Here is a 21,731-nt window from a genome sequence, read left to right on the forward strand (position 1 = left end):
TATAAAAATCCGTATGAAAATGACGGTAAGTCCGAAATCTCTGATTTCGCAGACGCACCTCTGCCAAGATGACTAGAAAGCTGCGGGCAGCTGCAAAGAGACAAACTGCTTTCTCAGCCTTTGATTAATGGTGAAAATTGTGATATGGTAACGGTAATAAAATAAGTAAGCAGGACATTTCATGGATTTAACACTTCACGGTTTATATCAGAAATTGCTTAATAACATGGGCCCCACACATTGGTGGCCGGCTGACAGCAAACAGCAAATTATTATTGAAGCAATACTTATTCAAAATACTACTGAACGCAATGCTGAACATGCTTCACAGCTTATTAAGGAAGCCACAGGTTATGATTTTAAAAAAATCAGCGGACTTCCCGCTGAGATATTAGAAAAGCTTATTCGGCCTGCAGGTTTTATGAAAAACAAAAGCAGAGCTATCCGTACAGTTACACAATGGTATCTCGATCATAACCAAAATTCACAGATAATTGCCAAAGAATACGGTGAGGATTTACGCTCTATTCTTCTTAAAATGCACGGTGTCGGGCCAGAGACAGCTGATGTTTTTCTCACCTATATTTTTGACAGACCACAGTTCATTGCTGACAAGTATGCCAGAACGCTTTTTGCACAGCTCGGCATTCAGGGGCTGTCAGATTATAACAGCTTAGCAAAATTGCTCTCTGCCCTTCCTGAACCATTTACTTACCAAGATGCTCAGGAATTTCACGGTTTGATTGATGAATTTGGCAAAAAATATCTCCGGCGGAAAAACTTTGAGCACAGTTTTTTAGCCGGAGACAGATTAATTCTTCCAGAAGACTGATGTTTTTCATTTCTGGCGGATACCCTGAACCAAGTAAGCAATATCGTCAGGGCTAGTGCGGCAGCAGCCGCCGACAATCTTCGCTCCCTTCTGCTGCCAGCTGAGAATATTCTCCAGCAGAGTATGCGACTTATCTGGAGAAGCCGTCCAAGTCTGCGTACTGCCATCATAGACTTCGCCGGAATTAGGATAAGTGACAAGCGGCTTATCAGTAACCGAGCGGATACGATCGAGCAAACCAGCAAAGACTTTCGGGGCACTGCAGTTAATCCCTAAAGCCAAAATTTGCGGACTTTGATTGCACATTTCAGCCAGTTCTTCAATAGCTGTCCCATCAGAAATATGGGCATCATCCTGTGCTGTAAAAGAGATATAGGCTTCAGTTTCCGGAAACTCAGTTGCTAATAAATTGAGAAGAGCTCGAGCTTCATCAGCATTGGGGATGGTTTCAATTCCCAGCAGGTCACATCCCGCCTCCAGTAAAGCCTGAATTCGCGGTCTGTGAAACGCTTTATATTCATCCTGGCTTAAATTGTAAGCACCGGTATATTCAGAACCATCAGCCAGATACGCAGCATAGGGCCCGACGTCTCCGCTTATCAGCGGGTAAGGACGCTGGGCTTTTTCCTCATCTGAAAGTCCCTTCCAAACTTTATCTCTGGCACTTTCGGCCAATGTTACCGTCAATTTGATGATCTCTAAAGCTTCTCTTTCAGAGAGTCCGGCCTCTTTAAGCCCATAAAGAGTTGCCTGATAGCTTGCGGTCGTGATGATATCTGCACCAGTTCTTAAATAGATTTCATGAAGATTCTGAATAGCTTCTGGCTTTTCTAGCAGATATTTAGCAGACCAAAGTTTGCCAGTCACATCAAAACCACGCCTTTCAAGCTCTGTTCCCAAGGCTCCATCCAAGATAAGACAGTCATTAGCAGCCAGCAAATAGTTAAACGATGTCATGATAACCTCCACCAAGATACAAAGGCCGTTTAAAAATCCGTATGAAAATAGGGAAGGACGAGCGATGCTCCACATCGCGACGGACTTCATCTTTTTCACTAGGATTTTAGGCCGCGTTCAATTCCACCAAGATACAAAGGCCGTTAAAAGCTCACAGCAAAAATAGGAACCTGACCGCCGAGTCACTAAAGACTCAAGGAAGGGTTGTCTTTTTTGCAAAGAGCTTAGGCCGTGTTCAATTCACCAAGATACAAAGGCCGTTTAAAAATCCGTATGAAAATAGGGAAGGACGAGCGATGCTCCACATCGCGACGGACTTCATCTTTTTCACTAGGATTTTAGGCCGCGTTCAATTCCACCAAGATACAAAGGCCGTTAAAAGCTCACAGCAAAAATAGGAACCTGGCCGCCGAGTCACTAAAGACTCATGGAAGGGCTCTACTCACAGAGCAGCCACACTCGTAAGTCTCTAACCTTCCTATACGGTACCTCTTTTTCTCAAACTCAGGCTATCTTGGTTTCACCATTTTTTAAAACGCCAATAATGATACGCATAAGCCAAAACCATAAAAGGAATTCCAAAATAGAGTCCTGCACGCTGTGAAACATCCCAAGCGATTCCGACAATAGACAGCAGCAATAAGGCGCTTGTCAAATAAGGAAGCCAAGGATTAAAAGGTGTTTTATAGGCCAAATCGGCCTCTGTATGTTCCTGCAGCCATTTTTTGCGAAAATTAATCTGAGCAACAGGAATGGACAGCCAAACAACAGCAACAGCAAAACCAGCAATAGACACAAGGGCCAAAAAGATAGTATCAGCAGCATAGATGCTTGAAAAAAGCGTAAAAATGACCCCAACCATAGATAAAAGCATAGCCCGCATCGGAACACCCTGTTTGTTGATTTTCACTACTTTTTGACTAAGCATGCCTTCATTTGCCAGTGACCAAAGCATCCGTCCCGAGGCATAAAGACCTGAGTTGGAGGCTGATAGAATAGCTGTCAGTATGACAAAGTTCATGATATCAGCAGCAAAGGGCAGACCAATTTTATCTAAAACTAAAACAAAAGGCGCTTCTGTAACCCCAGCTTCTTTCATCGGAAGCAGACAGGCTAAAACAAAAATGGTTAAGACAAAAAAGACGACTAAAAGGGCAATAGTAGATTTTATAGCAGCCGGTACTTCTTTTTCTGGATTATCCGTTTCTCCCGCAGCTATTCCAATCATCTCAACACCTGAAAAAGCGTAATTAACGGCAAGCATTACAGAAACTAAACCGATCCAGCCTTTGGGAAGAAAACCATCAGCCGTTAAATTCGAAAATAAGGGAGCCTGATCAGTACCAGCAAAAGGAAGCAACCCCAAAACAGCAGCTAAACCTAAGATGATAAAAACCAAAATGGCATAGACTTTAATACTGGAAAAATAATACTCTGTTTCAGCAAACCAGTTAACACTTAAGGTATTGAGAAAGAAGATTAAAGCAGCAAAAAGCGCTGCGAAAATCCAGACAGGAATGCCGGGAAACCAGCGCTGCATAAGCATGGCGGCTCCCAAAAACTGTGAGGCGAGGGCAACAACCCAGCAGAGCCAATAGGACCAGGCTACTATAAAACCTGTCCCAGGACTGATAAAGCGACTAGCATAGGTGTGAAAAGAGCCGGTAACAGGCATGGCAACAGCCAGCTCACCCAAGGAGAACATCACCAAATAAACGACTAAGCCGCCAAATAAGTAAGAAAAGACTGCTCCCAAAGGTCCTGACTGAGCAATTGTGTATCCTGAACTTAAAAATAGCCCTGTCCCGATAACACCGCCGATCGAAAGCATCTGCAAATGACGGCGAGTCATAGCCCGTTTAAATGTTCCTTCATTTTTAAAATGATGATTTTCCATAAATCCTCCAATAGTCTGATATTTTTATCTTACCATATTCTGCAGGGACTTAAAAATAGTCTTTTCCTATCAGTAACTTAGGTAAAAACTATAAGTCAGTCAAAACGGAGGTATGGAAAAAATCCTTAAAAAGGCTAGGACAGTGTCCTAACCTCAAACATCTATTTACCAGTCCAGCAGCAACCTACAAAAGACTTTGAAGTCTGATGCGCTAGCTGTGTCTTTTAGCAAGTTACAAAAGCGATGAAAAATAACTGCCAGTAGCTCCTTATAAGCTGCAGCTCTTTTTTCACAGCTCTCAGGACTTGATTTCCTGCTGATTTATAAATGTTTTAAAATCATATCCCAAGCCTCATTAAGGCCTATAGCTTTGACAGCGGAAAAAATAATAAAATCATCTGTGTGATCGAAACCCAGCTTTTTCTTAACAGCGGCCTCATGCTTACTCCACTTTCCCTGAGGCACTTTATCTGCTTTTGTCGCTACTAAGATAACAGGAATGTCATAATATTTAAGAAACTCATACATTTGTACATCATCTGCGGTCGGATCGTGGCGAAAATCAATCAAGCTGACAACCGCCCGCAAATTCTCACGTTCGGTCAGATACTCTTCTATCATTCTGCCCCATCTGGCACGTTCCTTTTTGGAAACTTTTGCATAACCGTAACCCGGAACATCAACGAAACGGCATTTATCATCGATGTTATAAAAATTAAGGAGCTGCGTTTTACCGGGTTTACTCGACGTTCGAGCCAGATTTTTCCGGCCAAGAAGACAGTTAATAAAACTGGATTTGCCAACATTTGAACGGCCTGCCAGCGCAATCTCCGGAAGAGCATCCTGCGGGTATTGAGACTTACCGGCCGCACTGAGCAGAATTTCTGCCCTGTGCGTATTTAAATAGCTGAAATCTGCCATAATCCGTCTCCCTAAGCTGTTTCTAAAACCGGCCCGTCAGTACCGTCAACGGCTTCTTTAGTAATCCGTACTTTGCTGACTTCTTCCTGACTCGGGATTTCAAACATAATATCCAGCATCGTTTCTTCGATGATAGAACGGAGACCCCGTGCCCCAGTTTTACGTTCAATAGCCTTATTAGCAATAGCTTTGAGAGCCGCTTCATCAAAATCCAATTCCACACCGTCATAAGACATAAGGGTTTGATACTGTTTTACAAGGGCATTACGCGGCTCTGTCAGAATACGTACCAAGTCATCAGCAGTCAGTTCCTCTAAGGCGGCAACGACTGGAAGACGGCCAATAAACTCAGGAATCAAACCGAATTTCTGAATATCTTCTGAAATAATTTCCTGCATATAGGAAATCCCATCAGAAAGCTGTTTATTATTTTGCCCAAAACCGATGACCTTTTCTCCTAAGCGCTGCTTCACAATATCTTCAATCCCGTCAAAAGCTCCGCCGACAATAAAAAGAATATTTTTAGTGTCAATCTGAATCATTTCCTGGTTGGGATGCTTACGGCCGCCCTGAGGCGGAACACTGGCTACAGTTCCTTCAATAATTTTCAGCAGAGCCTGCTGCACACCTTCTCCGGACACATCACGTGTGATGGAGACATTTTCCCCTTTTTTAGCAATCTTATCGATTTCATCGACATAGATAATACCGCGTTCAGCACGTTCAATATTAAAATCTGCTGCCTGAATCAGCTTTAAGAGTATGTTTTCAACATCTTCTCCCACATACCCTGCTTCTGTCAGTGAGGTAGCATCTGCAATCGCAAAGGGAACATTCAGGCTCTTAGCCAAGGTTTGAGCTAAAAAAGTCTTGCCCGATCCTGTCGGACCAATCATAAGAATGTTAGATTTCTGCAAATCAACATCTCCGTCATCCTGACTTTCCGTAAAAGAAACTCGCTTGTAATGATTGTAAACAGCTACGGCCAAAGCACGTTTAGCATGATCCTGCCCAACGACATACTCATTTAAAATAGCAAGCAGTTCTTTTGGCTTAGGAACTTCTGACAAATCAGCCAGAACTTCCTCGGCCAGCTCTTCTCTGATAATTTCCTGCGACAAAGCGACACATTCATTGCAGATAAAAACGCTGTTGCCAGCAATAATTTTCTTTACCTCATCCTGGCTTTTTCCGCAGAATGAACAGTAAACTTTCACATCATTATTTCTATTTCCAGCCATGATTCCTCTTTCTAGACTATTCTTTTTTTACTGTTTTTAGAACAAGGTATTGTAAAAAGCATGAATAGTATTAACTAAATTAGTAAATGCATTCAGCAAGAGCAAAACACCCAGTCCGTACCGTTTTTTCCTGAAAGCCGGCAGAGCGCACAGAACACAAATCACACATAAAAAGGCAGTAAATACCCCAAAAACACTTCTTTGCATCTTGTAAAAAGGAACTCCTTCTTCCTATTTTTCTAAAACTGTAACCGAAAAATCATAAGCATTGTTATCGTCTTTTTCATAAAAGGTTTGGGAAACCTGATAAAAGTCAGATAAATCAAGCTCCGGAAAATAAGTATCTCCTGTAAATCTGCCATGAACAGTTGTTTTTATCAGGGCATCATAGTGACCGGCAAAAGCCTTGTAAACACTGGCACCGCCAACGATAAACAAACTCTTATTTTGTCTTTCAAACCATTCTAAAGCCTCCGCTACACTATGAACAACATGAAGATTCTCTTTATTTTTTATATCGGCATTTCGCGTTAAAATTAAAGTATCGCGCCCCGGTAAGGTCCGGCGGTTCATCCCGTCAAAAGTCACACGTCCCATTAACAGAGCGTGCCCCATCGTTGTTTGTTTAAAATGCTGCAGCTCTTTGGGCAGCCGCCAAGGAAGCCGGCCGTCAGTTCCAATCAGATGGGTCTCATCTTCTGCCCAGATAGCTACGATTTGCTTTGTCATTTTTCCTTCTTACCTTTTAGCCTCATATTTACTTCATTCTAACAAATTTCTTTGAAAAATGCAGAGATAAAAATTCTCTGCATTTTTCAAATAGCTAAATCAAATTTTAACTGCGGTTTAACAGGTTTATAATCAACCAGTTCAAAATCATCTGGCTTAATCGCAAAAAAATCAGTGCCGTCAGGGACATTTAACAGAAGACGCGGCTGACAGGCTGCAGGTGTCCGCCGCAACAATTCCTCCGCTTGTTCAAACTGGTTGTCATAGATATGAAGATTATTGATAAAATAGAAAAATTTACCAACCTTCCAGCCGAAGTGTTTTGCAACCATCATTTGTAAAGCCACATACTGCATAGCATTAATATGGTGAGCTACCAGCATATCATTAGAGCGCTGAGTCAGTGTCGCATCCAAATAGATATCACCGTCTACCCGGCGCACATCAAACATTGTCTGAAAAGCGCAGGGATAGAGACCCTCACTGGCTTCAAAAGCTTCATAATCCCAGAGTGAAATAACATTCCGCCGATTCCAAGGATTGTCTGCCAGCTGTTTTAAAATCTTGTCTATAATATGATGTTTTTTGACAACGGCACCGTAACGCTGCCCAATATTGCCTGTTTTTCCAACTTCCCAGTCATTCCAATATGTAACTCCATATTTGTCATTAAGCACTGAAAGCTCGTTTGACTGATCTTGATAGATCCAAAAAATTTCTTTGATCGCTGATTTAACAGCAATCGGCCGCAGAGTTGTAATAGGAAACTCGCCCTTTGCCAGATCATATTCCGCAAAAGCGCCTGTAATATATTTGGAGTTAGCGGTTGTTCCGTCTTTATATTTAGGTCTGGCCTGTTCGCTAAAGACCCCTTCCTCCATAATTTTGCTAATATTTTCTTTGAAAATGAGATCTGCTTTCGTCATCGATAACCCCTTCCTGAGAAATAACTGTTATTATTTTATCGGAAAAGCAGGAAAAAAGCGAGAAAAAAATCTGTTTTCTATATAGGACCTCGGAACTGTAAGTCTCATGGATTTCTTAGATAATCACATTCTATTCTCAAACATTGCAAAATAATTAAGTGACAGCTGTTTTTGTTTGAGTCTGTCCGGACATGCTGTGAGATTTGAAAGAAATGATTTTTTTGTGAAGATATTTTTTTACTTTATGGTAAAATTAAGGTTAGGCATTAAATCACTGATAAAAGATTAGAAAGGTTTACTAAGTAAACATGAAAATCGGAATAGATAAAATAGGTTTCGCTACAGCACAGTATATGTTAGATATGAATGATCTGGCACACAGCCGCGGCGCCGAACCGGAAAAATTCAGCAAGGGCTTACTCCTGCAGGCTCTAAGCATCGCACCTATTACCGAAGATATCATAACCCTAGGCGCGTCAGCTGCTGAGAAGATGCTGACACAAGATGATAAAGAAAATATTGACATGATTATTGTGGCTACAGAGTCAGGGGTAGACCAAAGCAAGGCCGCTGCAGTCTATATTCACCATTTGCTTGGTATACAGCCATTTGCCCGCAGTATCGAAATGAAAGAAGCTTGTTACAGTGCTACAGCTGCGCTGGATTATGCCAAACTTCATATCGGAAAGAATCCGGACAGCAAAGTTTTGGTCATTGCATCAGATATTGCTAAGTACGGTATTGGAACGCCGGGAGAGTCTACTCAAGGTGCGGGAAGTATCGCCATGCTGCTGACAAAAGATCCTGCAATTTTGGTTTTACAGGATCAATCGCTGGCTTTAACCCGGGATATCATGGACTTTTGGCGTCCCAACTACTCAACAACCCCTTTTGTCAATGGGATGTACTCGACTAAACAGTATCTTGATATGCTCAAAACAAGCTGGGATGAATATCAAAAACGTTTCAACAAGTCTTTAGCAGACTTTGCCGCCTTTTGTTTCCATATCCCTTTTCCAAAACTAGCCCTTAAGGGGTTTAATAAAATTTTGGATAAAAGCCTGCCGGAAGCCATTAAAGAAAAATTAAAAGATAATTTCGAGCAGTCCATTCTCTACAGCCAGCAAATCGGTAATATTTACACAGGCTCTCTCTTTTTGGGGTTGTTGTCCTTGCTTGAAAACAGTACAAAGCTGCAGGGCGGGGATCAAATAGCCATGTTTAGTTACGGCAGCGGTGCTGTGGCTGAAATTTTTACCGGAACCTTGGCCGAGGGATTCCAGCAGCAGCTGTCCAAAGGGCAGGACCGGATGCAGGAACTAAGACAGCGCATTCCGCTGTCTGTCGAGGATTATGAGCGGATATTTTTCGAAAATGCCCTCCTGGATGAAAACGGCAGTGCCTCTTTTGCAGAATACAAAACCGGTATTTTTGCCTTGAGGGAAATCTTTGAGCACCAGCGTATTTATCAAAAGGTAACAGTCAATGAAAAATAATAACATAAGCTGGTCTGGCTTTTCAAAAAAGACTCCGGCAGAACGAACGGCTCACCTGCAGAAACATGAACTGCTTTCCAAAGCCTCTCAGCAGTCTTTGAACACTCAGGAAATGCTTTCTCTAGACAGAGCCGACCAAATCACAGAAAATGTCTTTAGTAGATTGGCTCTCCCCTTTAGTTTAGCTCCGGATTTTCTTATCAATGGACAAACTTATCAAGTCCCTTTTGTCACTGAAGAACCTTCGGTTGTTGCAGCAGCCAGTTTTGCTGCTCAAATCATTAAACGTTCTGGCGGTTTTACAGTACAGGTGCACAATCGGCAAATGATCAGCCAGTTAGTGCTTTATGATGTTCCTGACAAGGAGAAAGCGAAAAAAGCCATTTTAGCTGAAAAATCACGTCTGCTCTCTTTGGCCAATCAAGCCTACCCATCCATTGTGAAACGCGGCGGTGGTGCGTGCGACTTATCAGCTGAAATTAAAGACGATTTTCTCATTCTCTATCTTATCGCAGATACCAAAGAAGCCATGGGTGCCAATATAATGAATACAATGACTGAGGCTCTGGCAGCTCCAATCGAAGACCTTGCCGGCGGTCAAACTCTGATGGCCGTGCTCTCTAACTATGCTACTCAAGCTCTGGTCACTGCTGAATGTGAGGTTAAACTGCATTTTCTCAGCCGCAATAAGGAGCAGGCTCAAGTATTTGCCCGTAAAATTGCTTTGGCCAGCCAGTTAGCACAAATCGATGTTTATCGTGCCAGCACTCACAATAAGGGAATTTTCAACGGTATTGATGCTGTTGTTCTTGCTGCAGGTAACGATTGGCGGGCTATCGAGGCCGGCGGCCATACCTATGCTTGCAAAGACGGACAGTACCGCGGGCTTTCAACATGGACCTATGATGCTGGTAATAACAGTCTCAAAGGCAGCTTGACCTTGCCAATGCCTACTGCAACAAAAGGCGGTTCTATCGGTCTTAATCCCAGTGTCCGCTTGGCTCATGACTTACTGGGAAAACCTTCCGCTCAAGAGCTGGCCGGTATCATTACTGCGGTTGGCTTGGCACAAAATTTTGCTGCTCTAAAAGCCTTGACCAGCACCGGAATTCAGGCAGGCCATATGAAACTTCAAGCTAAGTCTTTGGCTCTTTCGGCTGGAGCAAGTGAGGATGAAACAGCTCCTGTTGTCAGCCAGTTGCTAAAAGCCAGGCATATGAACCTTGAGACTGCTGAATCTATTTTAAGAATGCTGCGTAAACAGCAAGGACAGGATTCTTCCCTCGAATAAAGACAGCTTTCTATCAGCTGCTAATAAAAACAAGTGACTGACTAAAAAAGTCACTTGTTTTTATTATGGGAACATCTTATTTGAAAATGATTTTCGCTAATCTTTTTCCTTGACTTAAAATCACTATAATTATATAATCTAGTTATTGATACTAGATAATAAGGAGACGGAAATTAATGGCTGAGAATTACCCAAAATGGACGGAGCTGCCAGAGCTGGACTTATATTTGGATCAGGTGCTTCTCTATGTTAATCAGATTAGCCGCCGCACTGACGATATACATGATCGTGACCTCACCGCTTCGATGATTAATAACTACGTTAAGCATGGCCATATCGACAAACCTGTTAAGAAAAAATACAGCCGCAGACAGCTGGCTCGCCTCATTGTCATCACCAGTCTGAAAAATGTTTTTTCGATTCAGGAAATCAGTCAGACATTGGCAATTTTGACACAAAATGATCAATCGCAAGTGATGTATGATTATTTCGCAGCCTGTATGAACAACGAACAGCTTGATGATATTCCGGCTGTAATCATTTCTGCCTGTCAGACCTTAAAACTTTATCAGCAGACACATCAGCTTGTCTTAGAACTTCAAGGAGAATTGAGTCATGAATCCTAGTTTTACCAGTAAACTGAGCAAACAGCTTTCTTTTGGAGAGGAAGTCGCCAACAGTGTCACTCATGCTGTCGGAGCAGTTATTGCACTTTTTCTGCTGCCATTTACAGCTGTCTACAGTTCACAGCATTATGGGGCAACCGCTTCTGTCGGCATGTCTGTCTTTGTTATCAGCCTTTTTCTGATGTTTCTTTCGTCCACAATCTACCACGCCATGGCCTATGCCTCCATACAAAAATATGTCTTACGTATTATTGATCACAGTATGATTTATATTGCCATCGCAGGCAGCTACACACCTGTTGCACTTTCGTTAGTAGGAGGCTGGCTGGGCTATCTGATTATTTCTTTACAATGGGGCACAACTATTTTTGGCATTTTGTATAAAATCTTTGCTAAAAAAATCAATGAAAAGTTCAGTCTCTTTCTCTATCTGCTGATGGGATGGCTGGTAGTCTTTATCATTCCGGTTATTATCAGCAAGACTGATTTTACATTTTGGGGATTAATGCTCGGAGGAGGATTGTGCTATACAGTCGGCGCTTTCTTCTACGCTAGAAAAAAGCCTTATGATCATATGATCTGGCATCTGTTTATCCTGCTGGCTTCGGCCCTCCAATATATTGGAATTGTCTACTTTATGCTCTGAGATTAAATAGTAAAACAGGCTTAGGACCGCTGCAAATACTGGTCCCAAGCCTGTTTTGACATTTATGTATGAGATTATTTGCCTGTCAAGTCCTTTCTGTTTCTGATGTTTAAGAGTCTGCCGGACAGGAGATAATCGACCGACTGAAGCTCAGGAATTGTTCGGCAGTTCAGAGCACACATGATCAGACGCAGATCGTCTTTCCAACTGTTAACGATATCGATGGCCTGAGGCAGCGGATGGGATGTAATCAATTCTAAAACAGCCCGTGACAGACCTACTGCTTTCGCCCCTAAAACCAAAGCTTTAATCATATCTAAGGGATGTCTGATACCGCCTGAGGCAAGGATTTCAACCTTATCTGTCAGATTTTGGACATTGAGAAGGGTTTGGACAGTTGTCTGCCCCCAATCGTTCAGATATGAGCGGTTCTTAGAGCTGCGCTGATTTTCAATGTAGGCAAAGCTGGTTCCGCCCCGTCCGGAAATATCAAATGTCCTAATTCCTAAATCATAAGCTATCCGAATTGTTTGTTCATCCATGCCAAAACCTACTTCTTTAAGAACAATAGGAACAGGCGATTTCGCAGCATAATCAGCCAAATTTGATTTCCAGAGACGAAAGGACCGCTCTCCTTCCGGCATTAGAAGCTCCTGCATCAAATTGAGATGAAGCTGCAAAAAAAGGGGCTGTAAGTCACTAATTGTTTGCAAGCCTGCTTGGTAAGGCTTATCAGCACCGATATTAGCGGCGAGCTGCAAGTCCGGAAATTCTCTGAGACTGGGATAGGAACGATCTTTTTTATTTTTAAGACCGGCGCTGTAGGATCCTGTTACCATAAGGATACCTGTTGCTTGGGCTAACTGGGCTAATTTATGATTAACAGCCTGTCCCTTTTCACTGCCTCCAGTCATAGCGTTGATATAAAATGGAAAATCAAAATCATGGCCAGCAAAATGGGTTGACAGATCAATGTCTTTTAAATCATAGTCAGGCAAAGAATGCTGAATCAGTTCCATGTCATCAAAACTGTTGTAAGATGCCTGATACTTCAAGGCGTATTTTATATGTTCATCTTTTCGATTAGTCATTTATCCTCGCAGTGTTCTATTACTAATACTTCAATGCCGGCGGTCTGCCAGCGTTTACATAAATCTTCTGTTGTTTTTGAATCAAAGGACAATGCAAAACCGCAGTCTCCTCCGCCTGAACCTGAGGATTTCGCAACCGCATCCAGCCCTTCTGCTGCCTGCTTCAGCAACAAAAGCGGTTTGCTGTAAATTGCTGGATGCAGATCCTGCAAAAGATCGCTCACTCTTGCAAGAGAAGCTTTAACAGTTTCTTTTTCTCCTTCAAGCAAGGCGTTTTTTAATTTTTGAACCTGTTCTTGCGTATGTAAAAGAAAATCTTGCTTAATCTCCCCTTTAACCAAACGAATCATATCACCTGAAAGCGCAGCTGTTTTTGTCCAGCCAACTAAAAAATCAAAATTCAGAGCAGGTTTAAGCGGCTCAATCGTGTAACCCCAGTCTTTTTCCAAAACAGTCTGAATCGGTTCCTGATCGATCCAAGCTTTCACTCGCTGCCGGTCAAAGGCGGTAAAACAGATCAGTTCATTGTAAGCAATACAGGCCAGATCTCCCATAGAACCATTATCACCGCTCTTAAGCAAGGTATAAGCAGCCAGTTTAAAGACGGTATCTGCTGTTAAATGTTGCTGATAAAAAGCCGACAAAGCTTTTATTGTTAAAATAATGACACTGCCGCTGGAACCGATCCCAAATTTAACACCTTGGCGCTCCATTTTTCCGCTGATTTCAAGAGTAAAGCCAGCTAAATTCTCTATCTTTTGGCGAAGAAATGCAGCAAAATTAGAAATGGTCTGCTGAATTAACGTATAATTGCCATCTGGATTCATACCTACCTGATAATGAAACATATCAGATTGGATTGTAATGACAGGCGCAGCCTCAACAGTTGCGGTCATATAAATCGGGATATTTTTGATAATAGCAGACTGTCCTGCTGTTAAAACAGCGTATTCACCCGCTAAATAAAGCTTACCGCCGGTTTGAACCTGCAGCTTTTTTTTCATATCAAAGCTCCTTTGTTCGTGACACAATAATACGGTAGTTATCAGAAAAACGTTCAGCCAGTCTCTCTAAGTCTTTTTCCAGGCACAGTACCTTGACATTAGGACCAGCATCCATGGTAAAATAACAGCTTTCTCCCTGTTTCCGCAGCTCTTTAACAAAAGCCATAGCCTGATAGGAAGCAGCCGTCAGATAAGAAAAAGGAGGCTGTGCAGCTTTGGTCGTAGCATGCATAGCAAGGGCATTACGCTCTGTCAATTCACCTACTTTGGCAAAATCATTGTTTTTCAAATATAAGAGCATATCGGCATAATCTTTTTTAGACTGCTCCACCCATTGAGCAAAGTTTGTTGATGTCTGAGCAGTCAGTCTCATCCCCTCTCTGCTGGAAATTGGCTTAGGAGAGGCATTTAAAACCAGCATAATCATAGCCAGCCGCAAATCTGTCTGAACACGGTAAATCTCCCCACTGTCCTTATCCCATGCCGCAATTGGTCCAAAAAAAGAACGAGCTGAAGAGCCTGACGCAAACTTAGCTTTTTGAGCCAGCGCCTGCTGACTTAATCCTGTTTCAAACAGATCATTACAAGCTTTCACAAGCGCTGATAAGCCGCTGGAGCTTGAAGAGAGACCGGCAGCTGTCGGCATATTATTGCTGGTTTCAACTTTAACAAACTGATTTTTATCCTTACGAAACTGATTAATCACAGCAGAAATTTTCGCCTGTTCTTTTGCATTCTGCTGAATTCCATTGATATAAAATTCATCCTGGACAGCTGTCTGAGGCAAAAACGAAAGCTGTGTTTCTGTAAACATATTTTCTAAAGTTAAAGAAATGCTGCTTGTTGCCGGTATCATATGGACAGCATCCGCTTTTCCCCAATATTTAATAAGGGCAATGTTAGCATACGACTTAACACTTACAATTTTTCGATCCACGTGTGAAGAGCTCCTTTTTCTTCCAGTTTTTGGCTTATCTGCTGCGCTTGTTCAGCGTTTTCGGTCAATGCGATAATACAGCCGCCGAGGCCGCCGCCGCTTAGTTTAGCGCCAAAAGCCCCAGCCTTTAGAGCTTCCTGAACTAAGCAATCTGCTAAATCAATGCTAACAGCAATTTTTTTTAAACAATCATGTGCCTCGGTCATATCTTGTCCTAACGCCCTAAGATCTTTGGCTGAAATATGTTTTTCAGCTGCTGCAGTCAGTTCACTTAAGCGTGCAAGATGAGGAAGATTAGCTTCTTCAAACTGTGCTACCTTAGCTACAGCTTCACGGGTACGGCCATGAATACCAGTATCTGCAATAACAAGAAAAGCATCTAACTGCAACTCCAGTTCAGTAAAACCAATATTTCTGATAAATTTAATCGCTCTGTCACTCAAACACGTTTTGGCATCCAGACCGCTGGGATTGCTGTGGGCAATAATTTCAGCTTGATTGACTAAAATCTCTAATTTGTCATTATCGAGAGGACGGCCGTAATAATCAAAAACCGCCCGAACAGCTGCAATAGAAACAGCAGCTGAGGAACCCATTCCACGTTTTTGCGGAACCTGAGAAATGATATCGTACGTAATTACAGCTTCTCCTGCTTTACCGAGATATTCAAGTGCAGCATAGATTGCTGTTGATAAGGGGTCGTAAAAATCAAAGGTTAGTTTTTTTTTGGCCGGTTTGATGCGACATTCTACTTCAATATTTTTCAACGGCAGTGCAATAGCGGGATAACCATATACAACTGCATGCTCTCCCATCAAAATGATTTTACTGTGAGCCCTGCCAAGGCCAATTTTTTTTGTCATTTTTAATCTCTTTAATTATATTTTTCTTTTTTATTTTATCACCAAATCAGAAAAAAAGCGACCTGCAAAAAGAAGTTAAGGCAAGACAGAATAAAAAACGACCTGAACTTTATTGAAGCACCCTACCGTAGCAATGTCTGCAAAAAATAATGACTAAGACAGAGACGGGCTGTACAGTGCCTTTCAAAGCCGGTCCAACAATTACAGCTTTCTTAAAACCTGCAGCAGAAATTGCTGGTTATTAATAGACCTTGCGCTTACCATAATCGTAAAAACAAAAACACCCCCACCAGAAGCTGATACAACAGTCTAGGTGCGGGGTGTTTATTCAGTAACAGCCATGAAGCTTAGCCGTTAGCACTGCTGACAGGAGCTTTCTTTTAGCAAATAGAAACTGGCTTCAAGCCTCAGCGCTTTTTGCGCGGTTTTAGCAGACCTGAAGCTACCGATAGCAAGATAAGACCTACTACAGCCGTATAATTGCTTTCTTCTCCTGTTTGTGGAAGCTGACCGGAATTTTCTGCAAGAGATGATATACCGTAGCTTGGATCTTCTGGTATAACAGTTGGAGCCATTGGTTCTTGATCTGCTCGCTGAGAAGCGGACGGAGTATCAACTCCGCTTTCTGTAATAAGCGGCAGCACTGTCGGGCTGTAAACTGCTCGAACAGTCACACCATTGGCGTCTGTTGCTTCTACCACTATCGGATCCGGTGTGCCAACAAAGTCCGGATTCGGTGCAAAGGTAACTTCACCGGTGCTTGGATCAAGCGTATAGGTTCCCACTTGAATACCGGCTTTCATAGCTGGCAGAGTTGTCTCGACTGTGGCTTGACCGGTTGCTGGATCCACCAACTGGTAACCTGTAATCGGCACACTTGGATCACCGGCTGTGAAGACGGGAGTTCCTGTTTGAGTAGCCCCCTGAAGACCGGTTGAAGTCACGTCTTCCCCTGTCGGTGTTACTGGAGTAACGGTCGGCGTATAGGTCGCACTGGCTGGGGTGCCGTTGGTATCCTGACGCACCACCGTCACTGCTGGGGCTTCGCCTACGAAGCTCGGTTCCGGTACGAAGGTCACTGTGCCATCTGGAGACACAGTATAGGTGCCGATGCCAGAAACCACTCTTTCTGTTGTCCCATCCTCAAAGGCAGCGGGAACACTGTCATCTATCGGCACACTCGGGTCGCCAGCTGTGAAGACTGGGGTACCAGTTTGAGTAGCCCCCTGCAGGCCGGTTGAAGTCACATCCTCACCGGTTGGCGTAACTGGCGTGACGGTCGGCATGTAGGTCGCCGTTGCTGTTGTGCCGTTGGTATCTGTTGCTTCTACCACTATCGGATCCGGTGTGCCAACAAAGTCCGGATTTGGCACAAAGGTAACTTCACCGGTGCTTGGATCAAGCGTGTAGGTTCCCACTTGAACACCGTCTTTCATAGCTGGCAGAGTTGTCTCGACTGTGGCTTGACCGGTTGCTGGATCCACCAACTGGTAACCTGTAATCGGCACACTTGGATCACCGGCTGTGAAGACGGGAGTTCCTGTTTGAGTAGCCCCCTGAAGACCGGTTGAAGTGGCGTCCTCACCGGTTGGCGTAACTGGCGTGACGGTCGGCGTATAGGTCGCACTGGCTGGGGTGCCGTTGGTATCCTGACGCACCACCGTCACTGCTGGGGCTTCGCCTACGAAGCTCGGTTCCGGTACGAAGGTCACTGTGCCATCTGGAGACACAGTATAGGTGCCGACGCCAGAAACCACTTTTTCTGTTGTCCCATCCTCAAAGGCAGCAGGCACACTGTCATCTATCGGCACACTTGGGTCGCCAGCTGTGAAGACAGGAGTTCCTGTTTGAGTGGCCCCCTGAAGACCAGTTGAAGTGGCGTCCTCACCGGTTGGCGTAACTGGTGTGACTGTTGGCGTGTAGATCGCACTGGCTGGGGTGCCGTTGGTATCCTGACGCACCACCGTCACTGATGGGGCTTCGCCTACGAAGCTCGGTTCTGGTACGAAGGTCACTGTGCCATCTGGAGACACGGTATAGGTGCCGACACCAGAAATCACTTTTTCTATTGTCCCATCCTCAAAGGCAGCAGGCACACTGTCATCTATCGGCACCCTTGGATCACCGGCCGTGAAGACAGGAGTTCCCGTTTGAGTAGCACCCTGCAGACCGGTTGAAGTCACGTCTTCCCCTGTCGGTGTTACTGGAGTAACGGTCGGCGTATAGGTCGCACTGGCTGGGGTGCCGTTGGTATCCTGACGCACCACCGTCACTGCTGGGGCTTCGCCTACGAAGCTCGGTTCCGGTACGAAGGTCACTGTGCCATCTGGAGACACAGTATAGGTGCCGATGCCAGAAACCACTCTTTCTGTTGTCCCATCTTCAAAGGTAGCGGGAACACTGTCATCTATCGGCACACTTGGGTCGCCGGCCGTGAAGACAGGAGTTCCCGTTTGAGTGGCACCCTGCAGACCGGTTGAAGTGGCATCTTCTCCTGTCGGTGTTACTGGCGTGACAGTCGGCGTATAGGTCGCACTGGCTGGGGTGCCGTTGGTATCCTGACGCACCACCGTCACTGATGGGGCTTCGCCTACGAAGCTCGGTTCCGGTACGAAGGTCACTGTGCCATCTGGAGACACAGTATAGGTGCCGACGCCAGAAACCACTCTTTCTGTTGTCCCATCCTCAAAGGCAGCAGGCACACTGTCATCTATCGGCACACTCAGGTCGCCAGCTGTGAAGACAGGAGTTCCCGTTTGAGTAGCCCCCTGCAGACCGGTTGAAGTCACGTCTTCCCCTGTTGGGGTAACCGGCGTAACGGTCGGCGTATAGGTCGCACTGGCTGGGGTGCCGTTAGTATCTTGACGCACCACCGTCACTGATGGAGCTTCGCCTACGAAGCTCGGTTCCGGTACGAAGGTCACTGTGCCATCTGGAGACACGGTATAGGTGCCGACACCAGAAACCACTTTTTCTGTTGTCCCATCCTCAAAGACGGCAGGCACACTGTCATCTATCGGCACACTTGGGTCGCCGGCCGTGAAGACTGGAGTTCCCGTTTGAGTGGCACCCTGCAGGCCGGTTGAAGTCACATCTTCCCCTGTCGGTGTTACTGGCGTGACAGTTGGGGTATAAGTGGCACGAGCTGGGGTACCATTGGCGTCTGTTGCTTCTACCACTATCGGATCCGGTGTGCCAACAAAGTCCGGATTCGGTACAAAGGTAACTTCACCGGTGCTTGGATCAAGCGTGTAGGTTCCCACTTGAAAACCGTTCTTCATAGCTGGCAGAGTCGTCTCAACTGTGGCTTGACCGGTTGTCGGATCCACCAATTGATAACCTGTAATCGGCACACTTGGGTCGCCGGCCGTGAAGACTGGAGTTCCTGTTTGAGTGGCCCCCTGAAGACCGGTTGAAGTGGCGTCCTCACCGGTTGGCGTAACTGGTGTGACTGTTGGCGTGTAGATCGCACTGGCTGGGGTGCCGTTGGTATCCTGACGCACCACCGTCACTGCTGGAGCTTCGCCTACGAAGCTCGGTTCCGGTACGAAGGTCACTGTGCCATCTGGAGATAGGGTGTAAGTTCCAACACCAGAAACCACTTTTTCTGTTGTCCCATCCTCAAAGGCAGCAGGCACACTGTCATCTATCGGCACACTTGGGTCGCCAGCTGTGAAGACAGGAGTTCCCGTTTGAGTAGCCCCCTGCAGACCGGTTGAAGTCACATCCTCACCGGTTGGCGTAACCGGTGTGACTGTTGGCGTGTAAGCTGCCGTAACTGTTTTACCGTTCACATCTTTTGCAAGAACCTGTGCTGGATCCGGTGTGCCAACAAAATCTTTATTAGGAACAAATGCTACTGTTCCAGTCTCTGGGTTAAAAGTATAGGTCCCAACTGCTACACCATCTTTCATTGCAAAGATTGTATTGCTGTCAGTTGGTTGGCCTGTTGTTGGATCAATCAGCTGTTTGCTGACAAAGTCAATATCTTCGTCACCAGTATCAAAAGTGAGCGTTCCTGTTTGTACAGCCCCCTGAATATCTGTTGAAGCAGCATCAGTTGCTGTTGGTGTATTATCCGGTTCAATAATTGGAATTTGAAAATCTTCCACTTCGCCATCACGCGCCAAGCCTGTTGGATTAGCAACATCGCTGGCAGTAGAGGCAATACGCACTCGTACATTTAACTGGGTGAGATTATCTGGAATCAAGGATGGATCCGCATCAAATGTTAAAGTTGTCATGCCTGTAGATATAACAGCAGCACTAACCTTTTCATTCTCATCAAAAGTACCGTTATTATTAAAATCTACCCAGGCAGAAATATGTGCTGTATCTGCCCCGTTAAGGTTAGCCAACACGCTCAGCGAATAGCTGTTGGATCCGCGTTTATATTGGGCGTAAGTCCCGCCATTTGTTAACTGAGCTTCACCTTCGTCATAACTGCTGGTATCATAGTAAGTCGCTGCTCCATCATCACCTGTCCAAGATGTTGTAAATACTGTCTGGTTATCCGGATCTCCTGCTACCAAGCCCAAATAAGGGGAGCCATTGCCTGTTCTCGAAGCCAGACCGGCAGCATTGGTCAAATCTTTAGTTTCCCCTAATTTAAAATCTGTATCAGCTGCTGTAGCCTGTAAAAGATGCCCTACCAGACCGTAAGATGCACTGGCATCACCATAGTCAATCGGAACAACAAAGCCTAAAACGAAAGACTGCTCACCGTTTAGAATAAAGTAATGCGACAGCTCAGTGACACCGTAAGTTGATAAAATCGGTACTGCATGCGGTTCAAATTGGTCTGTATCGTAAAGATAATATCCAGGGTTATTAGGATCGGGTTTGAACCCCCCGTCCGATCTGACAATACCCGTGTTGATATTACTAATAATTTGTGTGTTCTGCCCACCGTTAGAACTCGAATTATAAAGAGCCTCGGAGTAAGTGTAGCCATGATCGCTCGGGTAAATGGTATTTAAGATTCTCTCAGCAAAATAATCATCTGCCGATTCTGAAACATCTGGAGCGACAACTGTCTGGTTTGGTGTATTACCGGTGGGAAGACTTATACCGGTAGAAGAGATATCAATCAGCTTAAAAACTTCGCCATTGGTCATGGTAATGGTGTTTTCTGGCCGGTCCAAAGACTCACCATCTGTAATAAAAGCCTGAACTGGGACAGTCTCACCGTTAAAAGTAGCATTGAGACTGAAAGTGACCCCGGCATTAGCACGCCTTGATATGATACTTGTTTTAGCCGTTGACCCTAAATCATAACCACTATTGTTCAAAAGGTTACGATATTTGGTTGTCCCGTCAGTCCTCCCGTAAATAACAGGTGTCAGTGGAGCATCTATTTCTGTTTTATTTGTCGGGCTTACAAAAGCTTTATTAACAGCATTAGGATCGTAATTGGTCGTAGCGGGATCAATCCCGGCAGCGATGAGGCGGTTATAGTATTCTTCAGTTGAATTGAAAGGCTGCAGGTTAGTCACCGTGATAGTAATCTCATAGCCCGGGGCAGGAGAAACCGTTAAAGCCGTTCCAATCTGCAGATTGCCATTGGCATCCAAATTCGTTGCACCTGACCAATCCGGGAAAAAGAGAACATCTCTCAGTTTAGCAGCAGAATCCTGATAAGCTGCCGCGACTTCTGAGGAACGGGTCGCATAAATTCCGTTGACAGGCGTAAATTCAGATGCTACAGCCGCTGCTTGCTGAAAATTAGCAGTCAGCATGGCGGAGTCAGCAGCTGAAAAGGCCGATAAGTCAGAAATAGTCAGCACTTCAGAACTGCCGTCAGCAGCTGAAGGGTCTAAGTTCTCCTGTGTATCGCTGTTGTCATTCAGAGGCACTGTCGCATCATTTTCAGTTACCGGAAGCTCCTCCGCTGTGTCGCTGTCCGCAGCTGCTGCATCTGAAACGATTTCGCTGTATGTCTGAGGTGCCCCTTCTTCCGTTGTTGCAGAATTTTCTTGACCGCTGGTTAAAACGCTTTCTTGAACTAAGTCAGAAAAACCGCTGCTGCTATCTGCAGATGTATCCGAAACAGGGGAAACTGTGTCAGAGGCAGCAACCGCACTTTCTGACTGGATAGCATCCTGAACATCATCTGCATGAGCTGTTGCAGCAGGATTCGCTAAAAACAAAAACATCCCTAAAAGAACACTAGCTGCACCAAAATGCGTCTTCCGGATAGAAAAACGCTGTCTGGTCTGACCGTTAACTTTGTTTGATCCCTTTAACTTCATCTTTTTCCTCTCACTATTTATTA

Annotated in this window: 16 protein-coding genes; 5 read left to right on the forward strand and 11 right to left on the reverse strand. The window is 44.6% G+C overall.

Annotated features, from left to right (window positions below):
• The first annotated feature begins 181 nt into the window (after window positions 1-181).
• Window positions 182-832, forward strand: a complete 651-nt coding sequence (locus DDV21_RS06745; RefSeq protein ID WP_116877635.1) for an endonuclease III domain-containing protein — start codon at window positions 182-184, stop codon at window positions 830-832.
• A 6-nt stretch (window positions 833-838) separates the two neighbouring features.
• Here the strand turns inward: DDV21_RS06745 and mmuM are convergent, their stop codons facing one another.
• From mmuM to DDV21_RS06780, 6 genes are all read right to left on the reverse strand, one after another.
• A complete protein-coding gene (mmuM, locus tag DDV21_RS06750; protein ID WP_116877636.1) occupies window positions 839-1,789 on the reverse strand; it encodes a homocysteine S-methyltransferase in 951 nt (316 codons plus the stop codon).
• A gap of 520 nt (window positions 1,790-2,309) precedes the next feature.
• Window positions 2,310-3,686 (reverse strand): amino acid permease, encoded by a 1,377-nt coding sequence (locus DDV21_RS06755; RefSeq protein WP_116877637.1) that lies wholly within the window; start codon window positions 3,684-3,686, stop codon window positions 2,310-2,312.
• Window positions 3,687-4,007: 321 nt separating this feature from the next.
• On the reverse strand, window positions 4,008-4,607 hold the full coding sequence (yihA, locus tag DDV21_RS06760; protein ID WP_116877638.1) for a ribosome biogenesis GTP-binding protein YihA/YsxC: 600 nt from the start codon (window positions 4,605-4,607) through the stop codon (window positions 4,008-4,010).
• Window positions 4,608-4,618: 11 nt separating this feature from the next.
• A complete protein-coding gene (gene clpX, locus DDV21_RS06765) occupies window positions 4,619-5,848 on the reverse strand; it encodes an ATP-dependent Clp protease ATP-binding subunit ClpX (RefSeq protein ID WP_116877639.1) in 1,230 nt (409 codons plus the stop codon).
• 231 nt (window positions 5,849-6,079) lie between these two features.
• Window positions 6,080-6,577: a dihydrofolate reductase gene (locus DDV21_RS06775; RefSeq protein ID WP_116877641.1), complete on the reverse strand. Its 498-nt coding sequence runs from the start codon at window positions 6,575-6,577 to the stop codon at window positions 6,080-6,082.
• 86 nt (window positions 6,578-6,663) lie between these two features.
• Window positions 6,664-7,503 carry a thymidylate synthase gene (locus DDV21_RS06780; protein WP_116877642.1) on the reverse strand — a complete coding sequence of 280 codons (840 nt, stop codon included), beginning with the start codon at window positions 7,501-7,503 and terminating at the stop codon, window positions 6,664-6,666.
• A 308-nt stretch (window positions 7,504-7,811) separates the two neighbouring features.
• On the opposite strand from DDV21_RS06780, the gene DDV21_RS06785 reads away from it, so the two are divergent.
• From DDV21_RS06785 to trhA, 4 genes are all read left to right on the forward strand, one after another.
• Window positions 7,812-8,999: a hydroxymethylglutaryl-CoA synthase gene (locus DDV21_RS06785; protein WP_116877643.1), complete on the forward strand. Its 1,188-nt coding sequence runs from the start codon at window positions 7,812-7,814 to the stop codon at window positions 8,997-8,999.
• A complete protein-coding gene (locus DDV21_RS06790) occupies window positions 8,989-10,290 on the forward strand; it encodes a hydroxymethylglutaryl-CoA reductase, degradative (protein WP_116877644.1) in 1,302 nt (433 codons plus the stop codon). The genes DDV21_RS06785 and DDV21_RS06790 overlap by 11 nt, the downstream gene beginning before the upstream one ends.
• A 176-nt stretch (window positions 10,291-10,466) precedes the next feature.
• Complete coding sequence (locus tag DDV21_RS06795; protein WP_116877645.1) at window positions 10,467-10,916, forward strand: DUF1836 domain-containing protein; 450 nt, start codon at window positions 10,467-10,469, stop codon at window positions 10,914-10,916.
• Entirely contained in the window at window positions 10,906-11,562 is a 657-nt protein-coding gene (gene trhA, locus DDV21_RS06800) for a PAQR family membrane homeostasis protein TrhA (protein ID WP_116877646.1), read from the forward strand. The genes DDV21_RS06795 and trhA overlap by 11 nt, the downstream gene beginning before the upstream one ends.
• Before the next feature lie 74 nt (window positions 11,563-11,636).
• On the opposite strand, the gene fni is transcribed toward trhA, so the two are convergent.
• The 5 genes from fni to DDV21_RS06825 all read right to left on the reverse strand — a co-directional run bounded on the left by fni (window position 11,637) and on the right by DDV21_RS06825 (window position 21,708).
• Complete coding sequence (gene fni, locus DDV21_RS06805) at window positions 11,637-12,653, reverse strand: type 2 isopentenyl-diphosphate Delta-isomerase (protein ID WP_116877647.1); 1,017 nt, start codon at window positions 12,651-12,653, stop codon at window positions 11,637-11,639.
• A complete protein-coding gene (locus DDV21_RS06810) occupies window positions 12,650-13,657 on the reverse strand; it encodes a phosphomevalonate kinase (protein ID WP_116877648.1) in 1,008 nt (335 codons plus the stop codon). The genes fni and DDV21_RS06810 overlap by 4 nt, the downstream gene beginning before the upstream one ends.
• A gap of 1 nt (window position 13,658) precedes the next feature.
• Window positions 13,659-14,594 carry a diphosphomevalonate decarboxylase gene (mvaD, locus tag DDV21_RS06815; protein WP_116877649.1) on the reverse strand — a complete coding sequence of 312 codons (936 nt, stop codon included), beginning with the start codon at window positions 14,592-14,594 and terminating at the stop codon, window positions 13,659-13,661.
• Complete coding sequence (mvk, locus tag DDV21_RS06820; protein ID WP_116877650.1) at window positions 14,576-15,457, reverse strand: mevalonate kinase; 882 nt, start codon at window positions 15,455-15,457, stop codon at window positions 14,576-14,578. Before mvk ends, mvaD begins: the two co-directional genes overlap by 19 nt.
• A gap of 407 nt (window positions 15,458-15,864) precedes the next feature.
• Window positions 15,865-21,708, reverse strand: a complete 5,844-nt coding sequence (locus DDV21_RS06825; protein ID WP_162886295.1) for a GEVED domain-containing protein — start codon at window positions 21,706-21,708, stop codon at window positions 15,865-15,867.
• Window positions 21,709-21,731 lie beyond the last annotated feature (23 nt).

Origin of the sequence: Streptococcus chenjunshii, assembly GCF_003086355.1 — a bacterium.
Classification (GTDB): Bacteria; Bacillota; Bacilli; order Lactobacillales; family Streptococcaceae; genus Streptococcus; species Streptococcus chenjunshii.

Excerpts from the sequence above, each read along its gene's own strand:
- mvk (WP_116877650.1), bottom strand. The coding sequence starts at position 15,457 with ATGACAAAAAAAATTGGCCTTGGCAGGGCTCACAGTAAAATCATTTTG.
- DDV21_RS06810 (WP_116877648.1), bottom strand. The coding sequence starts at position 13,657 with ATGAAAAAAAAGCTGCAGGTTCAAACCGGCGGTAAGCTTTATTTAGCG.
- DDV21_RS06790 (WP_116877644.1), top strand. The coding sequence starts at position 8,989 with ATGAAAAATAATAACATAAGCTGGTCTGGCTTTTCAAAAAAGACTCCG.
- DDV21_RS06785 (WP_116877643.1), top strand. The coding sequence starts at position 7,812 with ATGAAAATCGGAATAGATAAAATAGGTTTCGCTACAGCACAGTATATG.
- trhA (WP_116877646.1), top strand. The coding sequence starts at position 10,906 with ATGAATCCTAGTTTTACCAGTAAACTGAGCAAACAGCTTTCTTTTGGA.
- fni (WP_116877647.1), bottom strand. The coding sequence starts at position 12,653 with ATGACTAATCGAAAAGATGAACATATAAAATACGCCTTGAAGTATCAG.
- DDV21_RS06755 (WP_116877637.1), bottom strand. The coding sequence starts at position 3,686 with ATGGAAAATCATCATTTTAAAAATGAAGGAACATTTAAACGGGCTATG.
- mmuM (WP_116877636.1), bottom strand. The coding sequence starts at position 1,789 with ATGACATCGTTTAACTATTTGCTGGCTGCTAATGACTGTCTTATCTTG.
- DDV21_RS06745 (WP_116877635.1), top strand. The coding sequence starts at position 182 with ATGGATTTAACACTTCACGGTTTATATCAGAAATTGCTTAATAACATG.
- DDV21_RS06825 (WP_162886295.1), bottom strand. The coding sequence starts at position 21,708 with ATGAAGTTAAAGGGATCAAACAAAGTTAACGGTCAGACCAGACAGCGT.
- clpX (WP_116877639.1), bottom strand. The coding sequence starts at position 5,848 with ATGGCTGGAAATAGAAATAATGATGTGAAAGTTTACTGTTCATTCTGC.
- DDV21_RS06775 (WP_116877641.1), bottom strand. The coding sequence starts at position 6,577 with ATGACAAAGCAAATCGTAGCTATCTGGGCAGAAGATGAGACCCATCTG.
- yihA (WP_116877638.1), bottom strand. The coding sequence starts at position 4,607 with ATGGCAGATTTCAGCTATTTAAATACGCACAGGGCAGAAATTCTGCTC.
- DDV21_RS06795 (WP_116877645.1), top strand. The coding sequence starts at position 10,467 with ATGGCTGAGAATTACCCAAAATGGACGGAGCTGCCAGAGCTGGACTTA.
- DDV21_RS06780 (WP_116877642.1), bottom strand. The coding sequence starts at position 7,503 with ATGACGAAAGCAGATCTCATTTTCAAAGAAAATATTAGCAAAATTATG.